The sequence below is a fragment of the Acidimicrobiia bacterium genome (assembly GCA_029210695.1).
Classification (GTDB): domain Bacteria; phylum Actinomycetota; class Acidimicrobiia; order Spongiisociales; family JAHEDJ01; genus JAHEDJ01.
This window is the reverse complement of the sequence record JARGFH010000009.1, coordinates 1-18,968: the sequence shown is the minus strand read 5'-3', so window position 1 is coordinate 18,968 and position 18,968 is coordinate 1. Positions and strand designations below refer to the sequence as shown.

Sequence of the window (18,968 nt, the reverse complement as noted above, 5' to 3'; positions counted from 1 at the left end):
CGCCGGGCGCCAACTACGGTGCCCTCAGAGCAGCCTCCCGTTCCACCAAGGTCGGATGCGAGTAGTGGAATTTGCTGTAGATGGGATGTGGAGTCAGATTGCTCAGGTTCTTCTCGTTCAGTTTTCGCAACGCGCCGATCATCGGCTGAGAGTCACCCATTACCTCTCTTGCGAATGAATCTGCTTCGTATTCGTACCGACGCGACGTCCAATGGACGAGAGGGTTGAGCCAGAAGGTCAGCGCCCCCGAGAGCAGACCGAACAACAACAGCACCGGCGCCACCCCCGGTCCGGTGAACCCGGTCGTGGAGGCCGGTGACGAGAACCCGAACGCCTCCACGAAGGCCGGCTCCGTTCCCAGTCGGGCCATGACCCAGAGGCCGGCGAGTGATCCTGCCGCAGAGCCGACCAGGAGTTTGGGAACGTGCCTTCGCTTGGAATGCCCGATCTCGTGAGCCAGCACGGCCTCCAGTTCCGTTTCTTCCATTTGCTCGATCAACGTGTCGAACAGGACAATCTTCCGAAGGCGTCCGAAGCCTGTGAAGAAGGCGTTGGAGTGACGGGAGCGCCGGCTGCCATCCATCACCTGGATACTCCGAGCTTCGAAGTGAGTCTCCGCGGCGAGAGCCGTCAGACGGTTCCTGAGGCTTCCTTCCGGCAACGGAGTCAGCTTGTTGAACAGCGGCAGGATGAGAACAGGCGCCAGTACGGTGATCGTCAGTTGGAGAGCCATGATCGTTGCCCATACCCACAACCACCATGAGGCGCCCGACCACTCCACGATCCGGAGGATCGCAACAAGCAGGGGATATCCCAAGGCAATTGCCAGAAGTGCCCCTTTGACCAGATCTAGCCACCACGTCCTCTGTGTACTGGTGTTGAAGCCGAATCGATCTTCCAGCCTGAACCGGGCGATCCATCCGAACGGCAAACTCGATAGGCCCATTCCCAGTCCCACAGAAATGAGGAACAGGGCCATCGCCCAGGACGTGGTGCCGGTTCGGCGCAGCGCCAGTTCGTACCCCCATGGCAGAACACCGCTGAACAGCACTGCCAGCAGAACGAGCGACGTGTACGTCTCCGCGATCTGGCTGAATCGGTTCCTCGCCAGGGTGTAGCTCACCGACCGCCCGTAGGTTGACTCGTCGATGATTCCGGCAAACGCCGTTGGTATTGCGTTTGCGTGAGCCACCACGTGTCGACGGTTGAGTAGGAACAACCACATCGAGGCCATCCATCTAGCGGCGATCAGGCCGCCTGCCAGCCATCTGATTGCAGTCGTCAATTCCATTGCCTCACCAGTCGCCGGGGTTGAGCGATGCTCTGCGCCGACCTCACTGCAACAACACTACGTCGTGAGTCTGCACCGGACGTCCGATGCCGCCCTGGTAGTTTGCCCGGGTGCCAAACGATTGTCTGCAGGAATCGTGAGCGATCCAACCCGCAGGGTCGGCAACCTGGTCTGCGATCTGGACGGGGTCGTCTATCGGGGAGAGACGGTGATTCCGGGCGCCGGTGAGGCCCTTCGAAAGCTCGACCAGGCCGGCTACAACATCATCTTCGCTACGAACAACTCCTCGAAGACGAATGACCAGGTGGCGGAGAAGATCGGGCGCTTGTCTGGCTACGCGGTCAAGCCCGACCAGGTGGTGACCTCGGCCGAAGCGGCTGCAGCCCTCCTGGGAGCAGGTCGCCGGCGCGTCTACATCGTCGGCGGTGAAGGGCTGCGCACAGCAATGGTGGACGCCGGTCACGAACTTGTGGAGGAGGGGAGAACTGCGACGGCGGTCGTCGTGGGGTTCGATCGGGATCTCACCTACGATCGGCTGAGGGAGGCAACCTTCGCTCTACTCGGCGGAGCCCGGTTCATTGCCAGCAATCTGGACAACACCTTTCCGGCCGCCGGCAACGACTTGTGGCCGGGAGCAGGGTCGATGGTTGCCGCTCTCGAAGCGTCGTCCGGTAGGACGGCTGAACCGGCCGGCAAGCCGTTCGAGCCCATGCGACGTCTCATCGCGGCCAAGCTTCTGGCGGGACCCGTGTACGCCGTGGGCGATCGTCCAGAGACAGATCTCGAATTGGGTCGTCGGGCAGGATGGTCAACGGTACTGACTTTGTCCGGGATCACCACTCCGACAGAAGCAGTCGGGATCGTCGCCGACCTGGTGGTTTCGACCCTCGCAGAACTGCCAGCAGCGCTCAACGTCTCCTGATCCGGCGCGGAACCGCCAGTCGCTGCAACCGTGCGACTCGTCGCAAGAGCCGGCGACGGAGCAGCAGGGCGACCGCCACACCAAACGCGAAGCCGGCCACATGGGCTTCCCAGGCGATCTGGCCGGCCTCCCCGGAGATCGCGAACTGTCCGGCGAACCAGATCATGAGGTAGATCCCGGCCGGGACGTTGAACGGGATGAAGAAGAAGAACGGCACCAGCGAGACCACTTGTGCCCGTGGAAACAACACGAGGTACGCCCCCATAACGCCGGCGATCGCGCCGGATGCGCCAACCAATGGCACGGTGCCATCGGGGTTCAGTAGCACGTAACCGGCGGTAGCCGCGACACCCGACAGCAGGTAGAAGAGGAGATATCCGCCGGACCCGAACGCCTCTTCGGCGTTGTTACCGAAGATCCAGAGCATCCACATGTTGCCGATGAGGTGCCCGAGTCCCCCGTGGAGGAACATCGACACCAGGACCCCCAGCATGACAGACTTCTCAGGGAAAAGGTCGGATCCTGCTTGGCCGGACGATAGGCAAATCGCCGTCTCGAGTTCCCGAACATCCAGGGGGTCCATCGTCGTCAATTCGCAGGGGATCGCCGCCCACTCGAAGGCGAAGGCGGTGCCGGCCGGCTCGGTCTGTGGTTGGAGCATGAAGAAGACCAGAACGGCACCGGCGATGATCAACCAGTTGACGAATGGCCTGATGACGGTGGGGTTGGTGTCACGAATTGGGATCATTGTGTCTGAAAAGCTTCGGATCCAGGGAACACGGGCGATAATGGACTCATGGATCATACGTCGATCGTGAAACTCATCGAGGACCTCGAACAGGCCGACCCGGCCGATGCCGCTGAACAGGCCGATTCGCTCGCCGATACCCTGGCCCACCTGCTCGACCCGGAGCGGGAGGGTTCGGGCTGACCCGTCGCCGTCTCGACCAGGAGATGCTCCGGCGCGGGTTGGTTACGAGTAGATCGGAAGCGCAGCGTGCCATCGAGGAAGGGCGCGTCCTCGTGCGCGGGGTTTCTACCCCCAAAGCGGCATCCCTGGTCGGCAACGATGACCCCATCGAGGTCGACGACGGAGGATCGAGCAGATACGTATCGCGGGGCGGCTTGAAGCTCGAGTTTGCGCTCGAAACGTTTGGCGTCGACCCGACAGAGAAGCGCTGTCTGGACGCCGGTGCGTCTACGGGAGGATTCACGGATTGCCTCCTCCAACGCGGGGCGCAAAGCGTCTGCGCGGTCGACGTGGGGTACGGTCAGCTGGACTGGTCGATCCGCCAGGACCCGCGGGTGGAGGTTCACGATCGGACCAATCTTCGCTATGTAGCCGGCACCGACCTCGGCGGTCCATTCGCGTTGATCGTGGCGGATCTGTCCTTCATCTCTCTTTGCACCGTGGGTGGGGCTCTGGCGAATCTGGCCGCCGACGGCGCCGACCTCGTCCTGCTGGTCAAGCCGCAGTTCGAGTTGGGCAAGGGGGAGGTTGGCAAGGGCGGCATCGTGCGCGAGGCTGGGGACCACAGCCGGGCGATTCGGCAAGTGATCGCGTGTCTCGATGGCTACGGTCTCGGAACTCTCGGGATTACTCCATCACCGATTCGCGGGGCGAAGGGAAATCGTGAGTTCTTCGTGCACCTCCGGCCCGGATCCGGAATCGTGAGCGAAAAGGAGATCGAGGAGATGACGCGAGCGTGAAACTCGGCGTTGTGGTGCATCACAAGCTCGATCGGGCCGCGGAGGTGGCCCGAACACTCGTAAACCGCGCTCGGGACGCAGGCCTCGAGGTGGTGGCCGATGAACGTGCAGCCGCCGTGCTGGGCATCGAGGTGATGGACCTGGACGTCGACCCGGTGGATGTGGTCGCGGCCGTAGGGGGGGATGGGACCGTTCTACGGGCTGTTCAACACGCCCTCTCCATCGACGTGCCGTTATTCGGAGTGAACCTAGGTCGGATCGGGTTCCTAGCGGACGTCGAGCCCGAGCAAATTGATTCGATCGTTGCACAGCTGGCCGCCGGCACCTGGATCGAAGTCGAGCGAATGGCAATCGAGGCATCGATTGCCGGTGTCGGATCCCTCGTGGGCGTCAATGACGTCGTAGTCGAGAAAGTGATGAGTCAGCGGCTTGTCTCCATCGACGTCGCAATCGATGGAGAACCGTTTCTCACGTACCACGCTGATGGCCTCGTGTTTTCAACCCCGACAGGATCGACCGCCTACAACTTGTCAGCAGGAGGTCCACTCGTCCATCCGCGAGTCGAGTCCATCATCCTCACGCCTGTCGCCCACCACTCCCTATTTCGGAGTGCCATGGTGTTCCCGGCTGATACTGAGCTTCGGTGCACCGTGGTCAGAGAGTGGCCGGTCGGCGTAAACGTGGACGGGAATGAGCTGGGGAGTGCTGCTGAGGGTGAGGAGATCGTGATCCGCCGTGCACCACAAAACGTGAGGTTCATCGACCACTCCCGACGGTCGTACCCGCGCCTGGTCACGGAGAAGCTCAGACTGCAATGACCTCCCTCCTCGACGAACTGGCCATTTCGAATCTCGGTGTGCTCGACTCGGCCCGCATCGAGCCGACCGCCGGGCTCGTGGTGGTGACCGGCGAGACCGGTGCAGGCAAGACCCTTCTGCTCGGGGCGATCGAACTGATGCTTGGCCTTCCGGCCAGGAGCGGCCTGATCACGTCCGGCAGCGACGAAGCTACGGTCGAGGGAAGATTCGTAACAGACGGCGAAGAGACGACCGTGACTCGTCGACTTGCCCGCGAAGGACGAAGCAGGGCCTATCTCGACGGATCGATGGTTCCTCTCAAAGTGGTCGCAGAACGCGTGCGCGGACTCGTCGAAGTCGTCGCCCAGGGTGACCACTTCGCACTGCGGTCATCTGCCGAACTCCGCCGCCTGCTCGATGCCTCGCTCGATGAAGCCGGCCGCCAGTCGATTGAGAAGTACCAGACTGCCTGGCAGCGGCTGGCAGGCCTTCGCAGAGACCAAACCCGGATCGGCGGGGATGTGCGTGCACTCGAACGTGAGCGTGCCCTCGTAGCCTTCCAGGTCGGCGAGATTTCTGCAGCCGGTTTTGTGACCGGCGACGATGAAAGCCTGGTGATCGACGCCAGGAGGATGCGTCACGCCAGCGAACTGATCGAAGTTCTGAACAACGCCCACAGCCTTGTCGACGAAGCTGCCGACGCCGGTGGTGGTGCATTCGCCGGCATCACGCGAGCAGCCGACCTCGACCCCGACCTTGCTCCGCTGGTCGAACTCGCGCAAGGCCTGATGGTCGGCCTGGCCGAACTCGGTACTGAGATCCGGGTCGCCACCGAGGGGGTGTCGCTGGACCCGAAGATGCTGGGGGAGATCGAACAGCGGATCGCCCTCTTGTCTGATCTCCGGCGCAAGTACGGAGAAGACCTCACCGCGGTTCTCGATTTCGGTCGGGAGGCGGCAGGACGCCTGACCGAACTGGAGGAGCTGGTTGAGAGAAGCCGGGTCCTCGATGCTGAGTTGGTCGATGCCGAAGCAGAGGTATTGGCCACCGCCGGCGAGCTACGGGAGGCACGGATGCGGGCCGCCGAGCAAGTGGAGCATGCCGCAGAAGGCCATCTGCGCGACCTTGGTTTCACCTCGCCGTCAATCCTGTTCACGATCACCGAGGCCGGGCCGGGCGGAACGGGCGCCGACAAGATCGACCTGCTGTTCTCTTCCGATGAGCGAATCGAGCCCGGCCCGGTCGCCAAAGTCGCCTCAGGCGGCGAGTTGAGTCGCCTGGTGCTGGCCCTGCGTTTGGCCGGGGCGGCCGGTGAGGCCCCGATTGTTGTCTTTGACGAAGTTGATGCCGGTCTCGGCGGTCGCACGGCTCTGGCGATGGGTCGGAAACTCGCCGGCCTGGCCAGGCACCGTCAGGTCCTGTGTGTGACACACCTGCCCCAGGTGGCGGCTTTCGCCGACGCCCACTTCGTCGTCGAACGTGACGGTGCTCGGGCGACGGTCCGGCGTGTCGAAGCGGTCGACCAGATCGAAGAGCTGTCGCGGATGCTCGCCGGTTTGTCGGAGTCCGAGCGGGGGCGGGAGCACGCTGAGGAGTTGCGCCAATTGGCAATGGCAGATCGCGCCTGACGGCCGGGTGAGCGCGATTTACTTGGGGAACTGCGGGGCGGTGCTACGCTTCGCGCCCGTGACCAAATATGTATTCGTCACCGGGGGCGTGGTTTCCAGCCTCGGCAAAGGCATAACCGCTGCGTCTCTCGGTCGACTCCTCAAAGCACGGGGCCTCAAGGTAGTCCTCCAGAAACTCGACCCGTACATCAACGTGGATCCGGGGACGATGAATCCCTTCCAGCACGGTGAGGTATTCGTCACAGACGACGGCGGAGAGACCGACCTCGACCTGGGCCACTACGAACGATTCACAGGCGAGCATCTCCGACGCGACTCGAACGTCACCACGGGGGCTATCTACCAGACGGTCATCCAGAAGGAACGACGCGGTGACTACCTCGGTGACACCGTCCAGGTGATTCCGCACATCACCAATGAGATCAAGTCACGCATTCGGCGTCTCGGCGACAACGATGACGTCGATTTTGTCATCACCGAGATCGGGGGCACGGTCGGCGACATCGAAGGCCTCCCGTATCTCGAGGCTATTCGCCAGCTGCGCAAGGACGTTGGACGCGACAACACGCTCTACCTCCATGTGACACTCGTGCCGTTCATAGCTTCCAGCGAAGAGTTGAAATCCAAGCCGACGCAGCACTCGGTCGCGGAACTGCGGTCCCGCGGCATCCAACCGGATGTGATTGTGGTGCGATCGGATCGCCCGATTGACGACCAGGTTCGCCGGAAGATCAGCTTGTTCTGCGATGTCGAAGCAGATGCCGTCATCAACGCCCCCGATGCGAGCGACATCTATGAGGTACCACTTACCCTTCATGACGGCGGTCTCGATGGGGTCGTGGTGAAGCGACTTCACCTCGAAACCGGCGAGCCAGACCTGACTTCGTGGAAAGCCCTCGTAGCCCGCGCCGCCTCAGTGAAAGACGAGGTGACGATCGGTGTCGTCGGCAAGTATGTAGATCTCCCCGACGCCTATCTCTCCGTTGTTGAGTCCCTTCGTCACGCATCGCTGGCGAAGGGGGTGCGACTCGATCTTCGCTGGGTCCCGAGCGATGACCTTCCCGGTCTCCTCGGTTCTGCCTACCTGGAGGACCTCGACGGCATACTCGTCCCCGGTGGGTTCGGCGGTCGCGGCATCGAAGGCAAGGTATTCGCCGTTCGTCATGCCCGGGAGCAACGGGTTCCCTACCTGGGTTTGTGCCTGGGTCTTCAGTGTGCGGTGATCGAGTTCGCCAGAAACGTGGTTCGCTTGGGCGATGCACATTCCGGCGAGTTCGATCCAACGAGCCCTCATCGGGTCATCGACCTGATGGAGAGCCAGCAGGATCTGAACGATATGGGTGGCACGATGCGCCTTGGTCTCTACGCAGCCAAGCTGGCAGAAGGCTCGCTCATCCGCAGACTCTACGGCGAGGAACTGATCTACGAGCGACACCGGCACCGGTACGAAGTGAACAACCGCTACCGCAAAGACCTCGAGGCCGCCGGCATGCGGCTCTCCGGAGTGTCACCAGATGGGAACCTGGTCGAGGTCATCGAACTGCCGGATCATCCGTTCTTCCTCGCCTCGCAGTTCCATCCGGAGTTCAAGTCGCGGCCGGATGATCCGCATCCGATGTTCCTTGGTTTCATCGCCGCTGCTCTCGCGCACCGCGAGGTCCGTCTGACCTCTGAATCGCCGGTTCCAACGCCGGCGTCGGTCGAGTTATCCTGACGTGGATCCTCTTCCGGCGGTTCTGACCGGAAGCCATGTAGTTGCCAGGGTCGCTTTTCTGTCCGTCGAGTTGGATCGTTACCGTGACCACGACGGAAGCGAATTCGAACGCGTCGTGATCCGGCACCCCGGAGCCGTGGCCGTCGTACCGATCGACGATGGACACGTGATCTTCGTCCGGCAGTTCAGGGCACCGCTTGGAGCCCTGATGCTGGAGATACCGGCCGGGATACTCGACATCGAGAACGAACCTCTCGAGATGGCGGCTACCCGTGAGTGTGAGGAAGAGACCGGCTACCGGCCGGGTCGGCTCGAACATCTCCGCACGATCAACACGACACCGGGTTTCTCGGACGAACGCATCGACCTTTTTCTCGCCACCGATCTGACGGAGGTGGGAGCGCGGCCGGATGGGATTGAGGAACGCCATGCCGAGATCATCCGCTTGAGCTTCGCGGAAGTGCGGTCGGCGATCGCCGATGGTTCGATCACCGATGCCAAGACGCTGATCGGCCTGTTGGAGGGAATGCCGCGGTGGGCGTCGTAACGGTCTCGGCGTGGAGGGTATGAGCATCGAAGCTGAAGTCGCCGAGTTCCTTTCATCGCTCGCGGTTGAGCGTGGTCTAGCACCGGCCACCATCCTGGCGTACCGCCGGGATCTCACCGACTATGGGCTTTTCCTCGAAGGACGAGCGCCGACGCCTCTCCTGGTGGATGGGTTCGTTGCAGACCTCAATCGGCGCGGACTGGCGGCTGCCACGATCTCGAGAAAGGTGGCGGCAGTGCGCGGGCTACATCGTTTCCTGATCGCAGAAGGCACGGCTGCCGACGATCCGACCGCGCTCGTCGAAGCCCGGCGCGGAGGCCTTCGCCTTCCAAAGGCGCTGGACCTAGATCTCGTAGAGAAGCTCATCGAAGCGCCGGACACGACCACGGCACCAGGGAGGCGAGATCGCGCCCTCCTCGAATTCATGTACGCCTCGGGTTCGAGGGTGGCGGAGGTGGTCGGCCTCGATGTCATCGATGTCGACCTGGAGGACGGGACGGCGATGGTCACGGGGAAGGGAAGTAAGCAGCGCCTCGTCCCACTGGGACGTCATGCCGTGGCGGCGATCGAGCAATACCTCCCCGACCGTCGAGCCGTGCTGGGCGGGCGGCCCGATCCCGGTGCTGTGTTCCTCAACGCCAGGGGAGGGCGGCTGAGCCGGCAAGGGGTGTGGGGTCTGGTCCGCAAAGCGGCGAGGCGGGCAGGCATCGACGAAGACGCGGTTTCCCCCCATGTTCTCCGCCATTCGGCAGCCACACACATGGTGGAAGGAGGGGCAGATCTGCGAACCGTACAGGTAATGCTCGGCCACGCTAGTATCTCCACCACTCAGGTGTATACGAAAGTGTCGCCTCAGCACCTCATTGAGGTTTACGTCGAGTCGCACCCACGAAGCAGATGATTATCAACTACGACGCCGCTAGAACGGTACTAACTGAAGAGCGCACGAAGCTGGTTCACCAGCTCGAGGAACTCGGCGCGACCGAGTCCGGTGATTTGCGCTCTGATGTCCAGTTTGGTGATGGATTTGCCGATGCCGGAGCGGCGACGGCAGAGCGCACCGAGGTCCTTGGACTCGTCGAGAGCCTCAAAGGGCAAGTTGATGAGGTTGACGAAGCGCTGGCCAAGCTCGATTCGGGGACCTACGGGATGTGCGCCAAGTGCGGTAAGGAGATCGGCGCGCCGAGAATGGAAGCCCGGCCGACGTCTGTTCTCTGCATGGACTGCAAGACCCGCCGTTCCTAGGGGCGCGGTGGAGGGCGGTCGTCGGATCGGATCGTGGTGGCATCTCGCCAGGAGATTCTTCGAGGTGGCAACCGCACGTCCGCTGGATGAACTGGAACGGGTCGTACTCGCCGCCTGGCTGGCTTCTAATGCGGAAGGCCGGCTCTTCTTCTTCCAGCCCGTGGTCGATCAACGCCATGCCTTTCGAGCAGCATCACGCATGCAGCATCTTGTACCCGATCGGCTCGATTTGATTCGGGCCGCGTTGTTGCACGATGTCGGCAAACGCCATTCGGGCCTCGGCATCATCCGTCGCTCCCTCGCAAGCGCATCGGCCAAACTCCGATTACCGCTCGGCGGGCGCCACGCTACGTACTTCCAACACGGCCCGCTCGGAGCCGAGGAGCTGCAGGTGCTCGGCTGTGAACCAATCGTCGTCGACTTTGCCAGATGGCACCACGATGAGCGCCCTACGTCGATCAGTGCTGAGGATTGGCGGTTGCTGGAGACTGCAGACGAACCGGGAAAACCTCCGGACACCCGTTCGAAGGCAATACGATGAGCGCCGATCATGACGTATGAAGTGAAAACGGCCGTGTTCGAGGGACCGCTTGACCTCCTACTCCAACTCGTGACCCGGCATCAAGTCGACATCACCGGCCTGAGCTTGATCGATCTCGTATCGGAGTACGTCTCGTTCATCCACGAGATGAGGCAACTCGATCTCGACGTCACCAGTGAGTTCCTGCTCATCGCTGCCACTCTGATTCAATTGAAGGCCCGCCATCTGCTCCCGGACGATATTGAGGTCGACCTCGACGAGGAACTGGCTTTGATGGAAGAGCGGGATCGACTGATCACCCGGTTGCTGCAATGTGTCACATTCAAGGACGTTGCGGCGGTGCTCGGGCACAGGTTCATGGCGAACAACCGGTACGTCGAACGGCGTGCCGGTTCCGATCCCGATCTCGCCGCCAACCCGCCGGAAGTGCGAATCCCGCTCGACCTGAACGGTTTTGTGTCACTGGCCCATCGTGTCTTTACCGAGCGGCCCTCCGAGCTCGATCTCGACCATCTCGACCTCGATTTGCCCTCGGTGGAGAATGCCATCGATGAGCTTCGGGCCAGGATCGCCTCGCTGGCCGAGACCACCTTCGATGATGTCGTAGCGCATTGCACTCGCAAGGTGGAAGTCGTGGCGTATTTCCTGGCGCTGCTCGAACTCGCCAGGTGGGGACTGGTCGACATCGCACAGGATGACTGGCTTTCGCCCATTGACATACGTCATACCGGGGATGGCGACCCGCGCGTGAGTGAATGGAGTCGGTAATGGATGTTCCATCGATTCTCGAAGCGATCCTGTTCGTTGCCGAGTCACCCGTCCCGATCGAGGAACTGGCCGAAGTTCTAGAACTTCCTGTATCAGAGGTTCGCTCCGAACTCGACGTGTTGGCGGACCGCTTGACCGATCGCGGTCTGGAGCTGAGGAGCGTCGGCGGTGGGTGGCGCCTCTACACGTCGCCGGACGCCTACGCATATCTCGATCGATTCGCAACGACTGCCACCGCCACCCGGCTCTCTCAAGCTTCACTCGAAACTCTTGCGATCGTCGCCTATCAGCAACCGGTGTCCCGGTCGCAGGTGTCCGAAGTACGAGGAGTGGATGCCGAATCGGCTTTGCACACACTCGCCAGACGTGGGCTGATCGTCGAAATGGGGCGACTGGCGCTCCCGGGCAATCCGGCGGTCTACGGCACCACGGACCTGTTCCTCGAGAAGATGGGCCTGCAATCGCTCGGCGACCTACCGCCGCTGGCAGACCACGTACCGGCGGCGACGGTGGTTGAGTCGCTCGAGGAAACCTTCAAACCTTGAACGAGCGACTTCAGAAAGTGGTAGCGCGGTCGGGACTATGTTCGCGGCGAGCTGCTGAGGAGTTGATTCGGGCGGGCCGCATAACCGTCGACGGTGTCGTCGCGCACCTCGGGCAGAAGATCGAGACCAATGAGGAAAAGGTCGAGATCGACGGCATCGCACTCCCGATCGCCCCGGGGCTCGTCTACTACCTACTCAACAAGCCGGCAGGAGTGATCAGCACAGCTGAAGACACGCACGGCCGCGCGACCGTAGTCGACCTGGTGCCGTCAGAGCCCAGGGTGTTCCCGGTTGGGCGTCTCGACCAGGACTCGGGAGGGTTGCTGTTGCTGACGAATGACGGCGACCTCGCCCAACGCATCACCCATCCGAGTCACGGAGTGACGAAGACCTACACGGTGCTGGTGGAGGGCAGCCCCCGGACGGCGGAAGTCCGTAGCTTGACCCAGGGCGTGCAACTCGATGACGGTCCGGCGCAGGCGGTTGCGGCCAGGATCGTCGAGTCGATAGGCGGCAAGACCATGCTCGAGGTCATCATGGGCGAAGGACGCAAGCGCGAGGTGAGGCGGATGTGCGAAGCGATCGGTTGTTCGGTGACCGCCCTGTTTCGGACGGCGATCGGTCCACTGAGGGATGGGAATCTACGAGAGGGAGAGTGGCGGCGGCTGACTATCGAAGAGGTCCGGTCACTCTATGAAGCTTCGGTGAGGTGATGAACCGTACGGTGCGACCCGGAAGAGCGGTTGGGTCACTCCAGATTCCAGGATCGCGCAGTCTCACCAATCGTGCACTGGTGACTGCGGCACTGGCTATCGGACGAAGCGTCTTGCGACGGCCTCTCGATGCCGAGGACACGTCGGCCATGCGGGGGTGCCTTCGCGCTCTGGGTGTGACGATCGAAGATGGGGACCCGGCGGCGTGGAGCGTGCACGGCTCCGGCGGTCGCCTGTCCACTCCGACAGGTCGCCTCGAGGTCGGAGCGTCCGGGACGACCGCCCGGTTCATCACCGCGCTGGGCGTACTCGTGCCGGGTGCGGTAGTGATCGACGGGAGTGAAAGGATGCGCAGCCGACCGATCACCGACCTGGTGGACGCTCTCATTGCGCTCGGGGCGGAGATCGAGATGCTGGGGGACGGTGCCGGTCCACCGCTCCGGGTCGGCGACAGGCAACCGGTAGGTCGCTCGATCACCATGGATGCGGCGAAGTCGAGTCAGTACGTCTCGGCGGTGGCGTTGATTGCACCGCGCCTGGCCGGTGACACGACGATCAGCTTCGTCGACGACTTGCTGGTGTCCCGGCCCTACATCGAGATGACCATCGACGTCATGACTCGGTTCGGCGCCATCGTCGAACTGCGGCCCGGCCCCGAGTTGTTCGTACACGGTTCAACCGGGTATTCGGGTACGGATTTCGCGATCGAGCCCGATTTCTCGGCTGCGGTGTATCCGGCGGCGGCCGCCGCCATCACCGGCGGAGACATTCGGATCGAGGGTCTTTCCCAAAAATCGCAACAAGCAGACCGGATGTTCTTCGATGTCCTGGAAGAAATGGGATGTGGTGTCGATTGGACAAGCGGGGGAGTGCAGGTTCACGGTCCGGAAAGGTTGCGCCCGGTAAGACGCGATATGGGTTCCGCACCGGACGCGGCGCTCATGCTGGCGGTGGTCTGTGCATTCGCCGACGGTGAATCGATCATCAGCAATATCGGAAACCTCCGCATCAAGGAGTCGGATCGCTTGATTGCCTTGGAGGCGCAACTGGCGTCGATCGGGATCACTGCCAGGACAACTTCCGACTCGATCAGCGTGGAGGGTGGCCGGCCGCACGGAGGCGAGATCGAACCCTACGACGACCACCGGATCGCAATGTCCTTCGCAGTGGCAGGACTGGTCGCGCCGGGGATGACGATTCTCGATTCCGGGTGTGTGGCAAAGACGTGGCCGGGCTTCTTCGATGCTCTGGATGGGATCACCGTCGACGCGACTAGGGTTCCTGACCCCATGGGCGTCATCATCGCACTCGACGGTCCCGGCGGTTCCGGCAAGACGACCGTCAGCCGGGCAGTTGGTGAAAGGCTCAGCATCCCGCACCTCGACACGGGTGCGTTCTACCGGGCTGCGACCCTGGTGACGGTGGAAGCGGGGATCGACCCCGATGATTCGCCGGCAGTCATCGCTGAGGTCAATCGCCACGAATACGGCTACCGCGGCGGACTCATGTTGGTCGACGAACGCGATGTCAGCGCGGAGATCCGTACCGACCCGGTGACCCGGGCGGCAAGTCCCGTTTCTGCAATCCCTGAGGTGCGTCGGCTCATGGTGGCGGCCCAACGGGAGTGGGTGAGGGAGCATGGCGGTAGTGCCGTAGTTGAAGGTCGGGATATCGGCACCGTCGTGTTCCCGGATGCCGATCTCAAGGTGTACCTGACCGCCCGCCGGGAGATACGTGCCCGGCGGCGCGCCACGGAGCACGATCGAACCGACATAGAGCGGGTGGCCGGAGATCTCGAGCGTCGGGACTCTATTGATTCGTCGCGCAAGGACTCGCCGCTGACGGCAGCCGCAGACGCGCTGGTGCTCGATACGTCTGATCTCACAATCGAGCAAGTCGTTGACGTGATCGTGACCGAGGCTCAGCAACGGAAGCACCGCTGATCGAGTAGCCCTAGCGACTGATGGCGGCCAGCGCCTCCGTGGCGTTCCAATCGACATCTCGATCGAGCGGACCCGGTACAACCGACGGTCGCGCCCCGAACCCCGCCTCCACCGTCTGCTGCAGAGCGCGCAGCAGCGACCGTAATTGTGGTGGGAGCGGGAAGTACTCGCCTTCCTCCGTCACCGACAGCAGGCGCACACCATCACGAGGGTTGATGCGATCGATGACCTCCTGGACGAGATGATCCGGCGCCGAAGCCCCGGCAGTGAGGCCGACCACAGTTGCCGCGTCGATCCAGGTGTCTTCGATGGAGTCGGCGTCGTCGATCCGATAGGCGGCGACTCCACCCTCTCTGGCGACGCGGACGAGAGCGCGAGTGTTGGAGGATGATTCCGATCCGACCACCAGGATCAGGTCGGCCGACTCAGCCAGAGCCCGCACGGCGTCTTGTCGGTTCGTCGTGGCATAGCAAAGATCACTCTTCCGGGCCATCGACACCGCTGGGAATGAGCGCCGCGCCTCATCGAGTACGGCCTGCCATTCATGCACCCCGAGCGTCGTCTGCGCCAGGAGAGCCACCTTCGACGGATCCGCCGGCGCGAAATCGGTTAGACCTGTTTCGGGTTCGACCAGCGTGATCGCCTCGGGAGCCTCGGCTACGGTGCCGATGGCCTCATCGTGGCCCGCATGTCCGACGTAGATGATCTCGAACCCGCGGTCGGCCATGCGCCGTACTTCGTGATGCACTTTCGTGACGAGAGGGCACACGGCGTCGACAACGATGCCCGCTCGCGCTTCTGCATTGGAAACCACCTCCGGGGCGGAACCGTGAGCAGACAACATCACAGGCGCTCCGGCCGGAACGTCATCGATGTCGTCCACAAAGATCACGCCAACATCCTCGAAGGCCTTCACGACCCAGCGGTTGTGGACAATGTCATGGAAGCAGTAGACCGGCGGTTCGAACACCCGCACCATCCAGGTGAGGGCCTTGATCGCCATCTCGACACCGGCACAGAACCCGCGCGGTTCTGCGAGAAGGACGGTGGATGGGGACATGAAACAAGGCTAGGTCACTCCGGGCGATACAGGTGGAAGCCGGCGGAGAGTCCGCGTCAGGCAGTAGGCCTCAGGCTGCAGGCATCGACCGTTGACCTCAGCGTTCCGTGTGACTACGGAGTATCCCCGCATGCTTGTCGGTGGGAAACAGAGGTAGTCGCCCGTCCGAGTACCATCCGTCCCACTATGTCCCGCCTCCCCATTGTGGCCGTTGTAGGTCGCCCGAACGTAGGTAAGTCAACACTCATCAACCGGATCATCGGTCGCCGCTCTGCGGTGGTCGAAGAACGGCCGGGCGTGACGCGTGATCGGCGCGAGTTCGCCGCCGATTGGAACGGTCGCCAGTTCCTCCTCATCGACACGGGTGGATGGCAGGTAGCAGGAGACGAACTCGCCACCGACATCTCAGGGCAGGCCGAAGCGGCTCTGGCGAGCGCAGACGTCGTGCTCTTCGTTGTGGACGCCTCGACGGCGGTCGGGGGCGACGACCTAGGCGTCGTCTCGCTGCTGCGCGCCACGCCGGATCGCGTCATCGTCGTTGCCAACAAGGTCGACGACGCGGCTCGCGAGTTCGACGTTCCCGAACTCTGGAGCCTCGGCCTTGGCGAACCGATAGGTGTCTCTGCGCTCCACGGGCGCGGGACCGGCGACCTGCTCGACCGCATTGTCGATCATCTCCCCGACCTCGACGAGTTGCCGGCGGTGTCACCGCTGCCGAAGCTCGCCATCGTTGGGCGTCCGAACGTCGGTAAATCCACATTGCTGAATCAGCTGTTGAAGGATGACCGGGTACTGGTATCACCCGTTCCCGGCACGACCCGCGACCCCATCGATGCGGTCGTCGAACTCGGCGGCATCGAATACTCCATCGTCGACACGGCAGGAATCCGCCGTGCCCCCAAGGTCAAGGAAACCACCGAGTACTACTCAGTCGTGCGGGCCCGCGAAGTACTGGCCGCAGCCGATGTCGCGCTGCTGATCATCGACGCCGTTGAGGGCGTAACCCAGCAGGATCAGCGGATCGCCGAGGAAGCCGCCGGCGGGGGCGCCGGCCTGATCGTCCTGCTGAACAAATGGGATATTGCCGATCTCGAGCAACGAGAGGCCACCGAGGACGCGGTGGCGAGACGACTCCAGTTCATCGCATGGGCTCCGGTGTTGCGCATCTCGGCCAAAACCGGCGCCCGGCTCCACCGGCTGGCCAAGACACTCGAACTCGTCCTGGAGAACAGGGGGCGACGGCTGTCGACCAGTCTGCTCAATCGTCAGATTCGCGAGTGGCACGCCGCCCATCCGCCGCCGGTGCGGAAGGGGCGGCGGCCGCATATCGTGTATGCCGTTCAGGCGGGTGCCGAACCTCCGACCATTGTCGTGTTCGTCGGCGGAGGATTGATAGGCGACGACTACCTCCGTTTCCTCGAGCATCGCATCCGGGGCGTCGCAGATTTCACCGGGACGCCCGTCAAGCTCGTCGCCCGCCGCCGTTCGCAAAAAGGTGACGATGCCTGAGTCCGAGCGACGGCGACCGCCGTTCGGCTACATCCTCACGCTCACCATCGTCGGCCTCTATCTGACCCTCCGGGCAGTCGAGGGAGTCATCTGTGTCGGGGACTGGCTCTTCGATTGGGGAACCTGCCCCTGGTGAAGGCGGTCGTTGATCGCTGGGCCTTTCCTCCCACTGAGTCGGGTATGATCGTATGTCCACGGGCTGTGGCGCAGCATGGCAGCGCGCTTGACTGGGGGTCAAGAGGTCGCCGGTTCAAATCCGGCCAGCCCGACCAGCGGAAGCCCTTGTGCAGCAAGGGTTTCTGTCGTTCAACGAGGAAGTTCGGAGACGCTGGAATCGCCAAGAGTCCGCGAAAAGTCCGCGGGAGTCCGCAAAAACGCGGCGTCAAGCCGGTCCGCAGCCGCCTCATCGAGACCCTCGAATAGGTGCCCGTAGGTGTCCAGAGTGACCTGAATCGACGAGTGCCCGAGGCGCAGCTGGATGACTTTCGGGTGCTCACCTTGGGCGATGAGCATGGCGGCGTGGGTATGTCTGAGGTCATGGAACCTGAGCGGCTCACCAACTGAGACCCTGACCGCCGGGAGCCAGGTTCGTCTCCGGAAGTTTGTGCGACGCAGCGGTCCGCCCTCGGGCGCCGAGAACACGAACCCGTCGGGACCCGGTGGCCACTGACTCAGGTGCCGGGCCACCTCCTCGACGAGGAACTTCGGTAGCGCCACCTGGCGCCGTGCGGCTGCCGTCTTCGGGGGAGCCAGTGCGACCTGACCGCGCACGTCCGAAAGCGTGTCAGCGATCGTCAGGCTCCGCCTGAGGAGATCGAGGCGGCGCACTCGCAGGCCGGCGAGCTCACCGAAGCGACAACCGGTGTAGGCGGCGGTGAGGACGAGCGCTCGGTACCGATCATCGATCGCACCGGCGACGTCGGCTACCTCGTCGGCATTCAAGAACCGCATCTCCGTCTGCGACTTTGGAGGTAACTTGATCCCACGACAGGGAGTGCGGACGATGAGGTCCGAGTCGAGTGCTGAGGCGAACAGGCCGGCGACCAGCAGGTAGGCCTGGCGGATTGTTGACGCGGCCAGCCCCTTTTCCTCGAGGTGAGCAACGAACCCTTGCACCTCCGTCGGCGTGACCGATCCGAGGCGGCGAACTCCGAAGTAGGGGAGTACGTGATTGCGCAACAGCGACTCGGTTCCGGCTCGTGTCGATGGCCTGAGGTGGACCCGACTTGCCTGCCAGGTGGGCAGCCATTCGCCGAACGTGATCTTTCCGAGCCGCGGGTCGGCCCATGTACCGCGCAACTTGTCAGCCTCGACCGTTACGAGGAACTTCTCGGCGTCGGCCTTGCGGCGGTAGTTGCGCGCTCGTTCCGTGCCGGAGGGGTCCCGGTACCGGACCTGCCACTGGCCCGTACCCTTCTTTCGGATGTGCGCCATCTTCGACTCCTTCAACCGTCGCGTCCCAAAGTCATAGCAGACGGCGACGACGGGATCGGCTCGACGACTGGCGTGGAGGATTGTGGTCCGGCACCCTGTCAGCGGAGTGTTATTTGAGTGTTATTTCGGACAAGCGTCGAGTTGGAGGTTCCTGACAGGGTCCCTGACAGGGTCCCTGACAGGGTTCCTGACAGATGACATGTGAGGGACCCCCTCCGGCTCATGCACACTTGTGTGCTGAAAGGCCCCGGGTTGGGGCGGAGCTATCGAAGGAGATCCCTGATGGCGATCGTAGGCGGCTTGGACGTGCATCGTGCTCAGATCACATATGACCATCTCGACACCGTGACGGGTGAGGTCGAGGTTGGGCGGATCGCACCGGCGAACCGGGCCGAGTTCCGTACCTGGTTGGGTCGGTTCGACGGCCGTAGCGATGTGTCGTTCGCGACTGAGGGTTGTACCGGGTGGCGGTTTGTGGTTGAGGAACTCGAGACGGCCGGTGTCGAGGCGCATCTGGCGGAGCCGGCGGACACCTCGTCGTTGCGGGGTCGCAAGAAGCGGGCCAAGACAGATCGGGCCGATGCCCGTCATCTCCGTTCTC

20 protein-coding genes and 1 tRNA gene are annotated in these 18,968 nt (G+C 62.9%); 17 read left to right on the top strand and 4 right to left on the bottom strand.

Features of this window, described 5'->3' with window-relative positions:
- Positions 1-13: 13 nt before the first annotated feature.
- Positions 14-1,291, bottom strand: a complete 1,278-nt coding sequence (locus P1T08_04530) for a M48 family metallopeptidase (GenBank protein ID MDF1595352.1) — start codon at positions 1,289-1,291, stop codon at positions 14-16.
- Between the two features lie 136 nt (positions 1,292-1,427).
- Here P1T08_04530 and P1T08_04525 point away from each other — a divergent pair, with 136 nt between their 5' ends.
- Entirely contained in the window at positions 1,428-2,213 is a 786-nt protein-coding gene (locus tag P1T08_04525) for an HAD-IIA family hydrolase (protein ID MDF1595351.1), read from the top strand.
- Here the strand turns inward: P1T08_04525 and P1T08_04520 are convergent.
- A complete protein-coding gene (locus tag P1T08_04520; GenBank protein MDF1595350.1) occupies positions 2,200-2,961 on the bottom strand; it encodes a rhomboid family intramembrane serine protease in 762 nt (253 codons plus the stop codon). The genes P1T08_04525 and P1T08_04520 overlap by 14 nt on opposite strands.
- Before the next feature lie 179 nt (positions 2,962-3,140).
- Here P1T08_04520 and P1T08_04515 point away from each other — a divergent pair, with 179 nt between their 5' ends.
- The 12 genes from P1T08_04515 (at position 3,141) to aroA (ending at position 14,364) form a co-directional block, all read left to right on the top strand.
- Positions 3,141-3,923 carry a TlyA family RNA methyltransferase gene (locus P1T08_04515; GenBank protein ID MDF1595349.1) on the top strand — a complete coding sequence of 261 codons (783 nt, stop codon included), beginning with the start codon at positions 3,141-3,143 and terminating at the stop codon, positions 3,921-3,923.
- On the top strand, positions 3,920-4,741 hold the full coding sequence (locus P1T08_04510; GenBank protein ID MDF1595348.1) for an NAD(+)/NADH kinase: 822 nt from the start codon (positions 3,920-3,922) through the stop codon (positions 4,739-4,741). Before P1T08_04515 ends, P1T08_04510 begins: the two co-directional genes overlap by 4 nt.
- Entirely contained in the window at positions 4,738-6,348 is a 1,611-nt protein-coding gene (locus P1T08_04505) for an AAA family ATPase (GenBank protein MDF1595347.1), read from the top strand. The genes P1T08_04510 and P1T08_04505 overlap by 4 nt, the downstream gene beginning before the upstream one ends.
- Positions 6,349-6,406: 58 nt before the next feature.
- Positions 6,407-8,062 (top strand): CTP synthase, encoded by a 1,656-nt coding sequence (locus tag P1T08_04500; GenBank protein MDF1595346.1) that lies wholly within the window; start codon positions 6,407-6,409, stop codon positions 8,060-8,062.
- 1 nt (position 8,063) lies between these two features.
- A complete protein-coding gene (locus P1T08_04495) occupies positions 8,064-8,609 on the top strand; it encodes an NUDIX hydrolase (protein MDF1595345.1) in 546 nt (181 codons plus the stop codon).
- 19 nt (positions 8,610-8,628) lie between these two features.
- Positions 8,629-9,510 (top strand): site-specific tyrosine recombinase XerD, encoded by an 882-nt coding sequence (locus P1T08_04490; GenBank protein ID MDF1595344.1) that lies wholly within the window; start codon positions 8,629-8,631, stop codon positions 9,508-9,510.
- On the top strand, positions 9,507-9,854 hold the full coding sequence (locus P1T08_04485; protein MDF1595343.1) for a TraR/DksA C4-type zinc finger protein: 348 nt from the start codon (positions 9,507-9,509) through the stop codon (positions 9,852-9,854). Before P1T08_04490 ends, P1T08_04485 begins: the two co-directional genes overlap by 4 nt.
- A 64-nt stretch (positions 9,855-9,918) precedes the next feature.
- Positions 9,919-10,395, top strand: a complete 477-nt coding sequence (locus P1T08_04480; protein MDF1595342.1) for an HDIG domain-containing protein — start codon at positions 9,919-9,921, stop codon at positions 10,393-10,395.
- 9 nt (positions 10,396-10,404) lie between these two features.
- On the top strand, positions 10,405-11,163 hold the full coding sequence (locus P1T08_04475; protein MDF1595341.1) for a segregation/condensation protein A: 759 nt from the start codon (positions 10,405-10,407) through the stop codon (positions 11,161-11,163).
- Positions 11,163-11,708 (top strand): SMC-Scp complex subunit ScpB, encoded by a 546-nt coding sequence (scpB, locus tag P1T08_04470; GenBank protein ID MDF1595340.1) that lies wholly within the window; start codon positions 11,163-11,165, stop codon positions 11,706-11,708. The genes P1T08_04475 and scpB overlap by 1 nt, the downstream gene beginning before the upstream one ends.
- Complete coding sequence (locus P1T08_04465; GenBank protein MDF1595339.1) at positions 11,705-12,421, top strand: pseudouridine synthase; 717 nt, start codon at positions 11,705-11,707, stop codon at positions 12,419-12,421. Before scpB ends, P1T08_04465 begins: the two co-directional genes overlap by 4 nt.
- Positions 12,421-14,364, top strand: coding sequence for a 3-phosphoshikimate 1-carboxyvinyltransferase (gene aroA, locus P1T08_04460; protein MDF1595338.1), 1,944 nt, complete (start codon positions 12,421-12,423; stop codon positions 14,362-14,364). Before P1T08_04465 ends, aroA begins: the two co-directional genes overlap by 1 nt.
- A gap of 10 nt (positions 14,365-14,374) precedes the next feature.
- Here aroA and ispH read toward each other — a convergent pair whose 3' ends face one another.
- Positions 14,375-15,424: a 4-hydroxy-3-methylbut-2-enyl diphosphate reductase gene (gene ispH / locus P1T08_04455; protein MDF1595337.1), complete on the bottom strand. Its 1,050-nt coding sequence runs from the start codon at positions 15,422-15,424 to the stop codon at positions 14,375-14,377.
- Between the two features lie 186 nt (positions 15,425-15,610).
- On the opposite strand from ispH, the gene der reads away from it, so the two are divergent.
- From der to P1T08_04440, 3 genes are all read left to right on the top strand, one after another.
- A complete protein-coding gene (der, locus tag P1T08_04450) occupies positions 15,611-16,933 on the top strand; it encodes a ribosome biogenesis GTPase Der (protein ID MDF1595336.1) in 1,323 nt (440 codons plus the stop codon).
- The gene (locus P1T08_04445) at positions 16,926-17,069 is read left to right on the top strand and encodes a hypothetical protein (GenBank protein MDF1595335.1); all 144 of its coding nucleotides are present in this window, start codon (positions 16,926-16,928) and stop codon (positions 17,067-17,069) included. Before der ends, P1T08_04445 begins: the two co-directional genes overlap by 8 nt.
- A 59-nt stretch (positions 17,070-17,128) precedes the next feature.
- Positions 17,129-17,205, top strand: a tRNA-Pro gene (locus P1T08_04440).
- A 34-nt stretch (positions 17,206-17,239) separates the two neighbouring features.
- Here the strand turns inward: P1T08_04440 and P1T08_04435 are convergent.
- Complete coding sequence (locus P1T08_04435) at positions 17,240-18,367, bottom strand: site-specific integrase (GenBank protein ID MDF1595334.1); 1,128 nt, start codon at positions 18,365-18,367, stop codon at positions 17,240-17,242.
- 282 nt (positions 18,368-18,649) lie between these two features.
- Between P1T08_04435 and P1T08_04430 the strand changes: the two genes are divergently transcribed.
- On the top strand, positions 18,650-18,968 hold a 319-nt coding region (locus P1T08_04430), incomplete at its 3' end, for an IS110 family transposase (protein ID MDF1595333.1).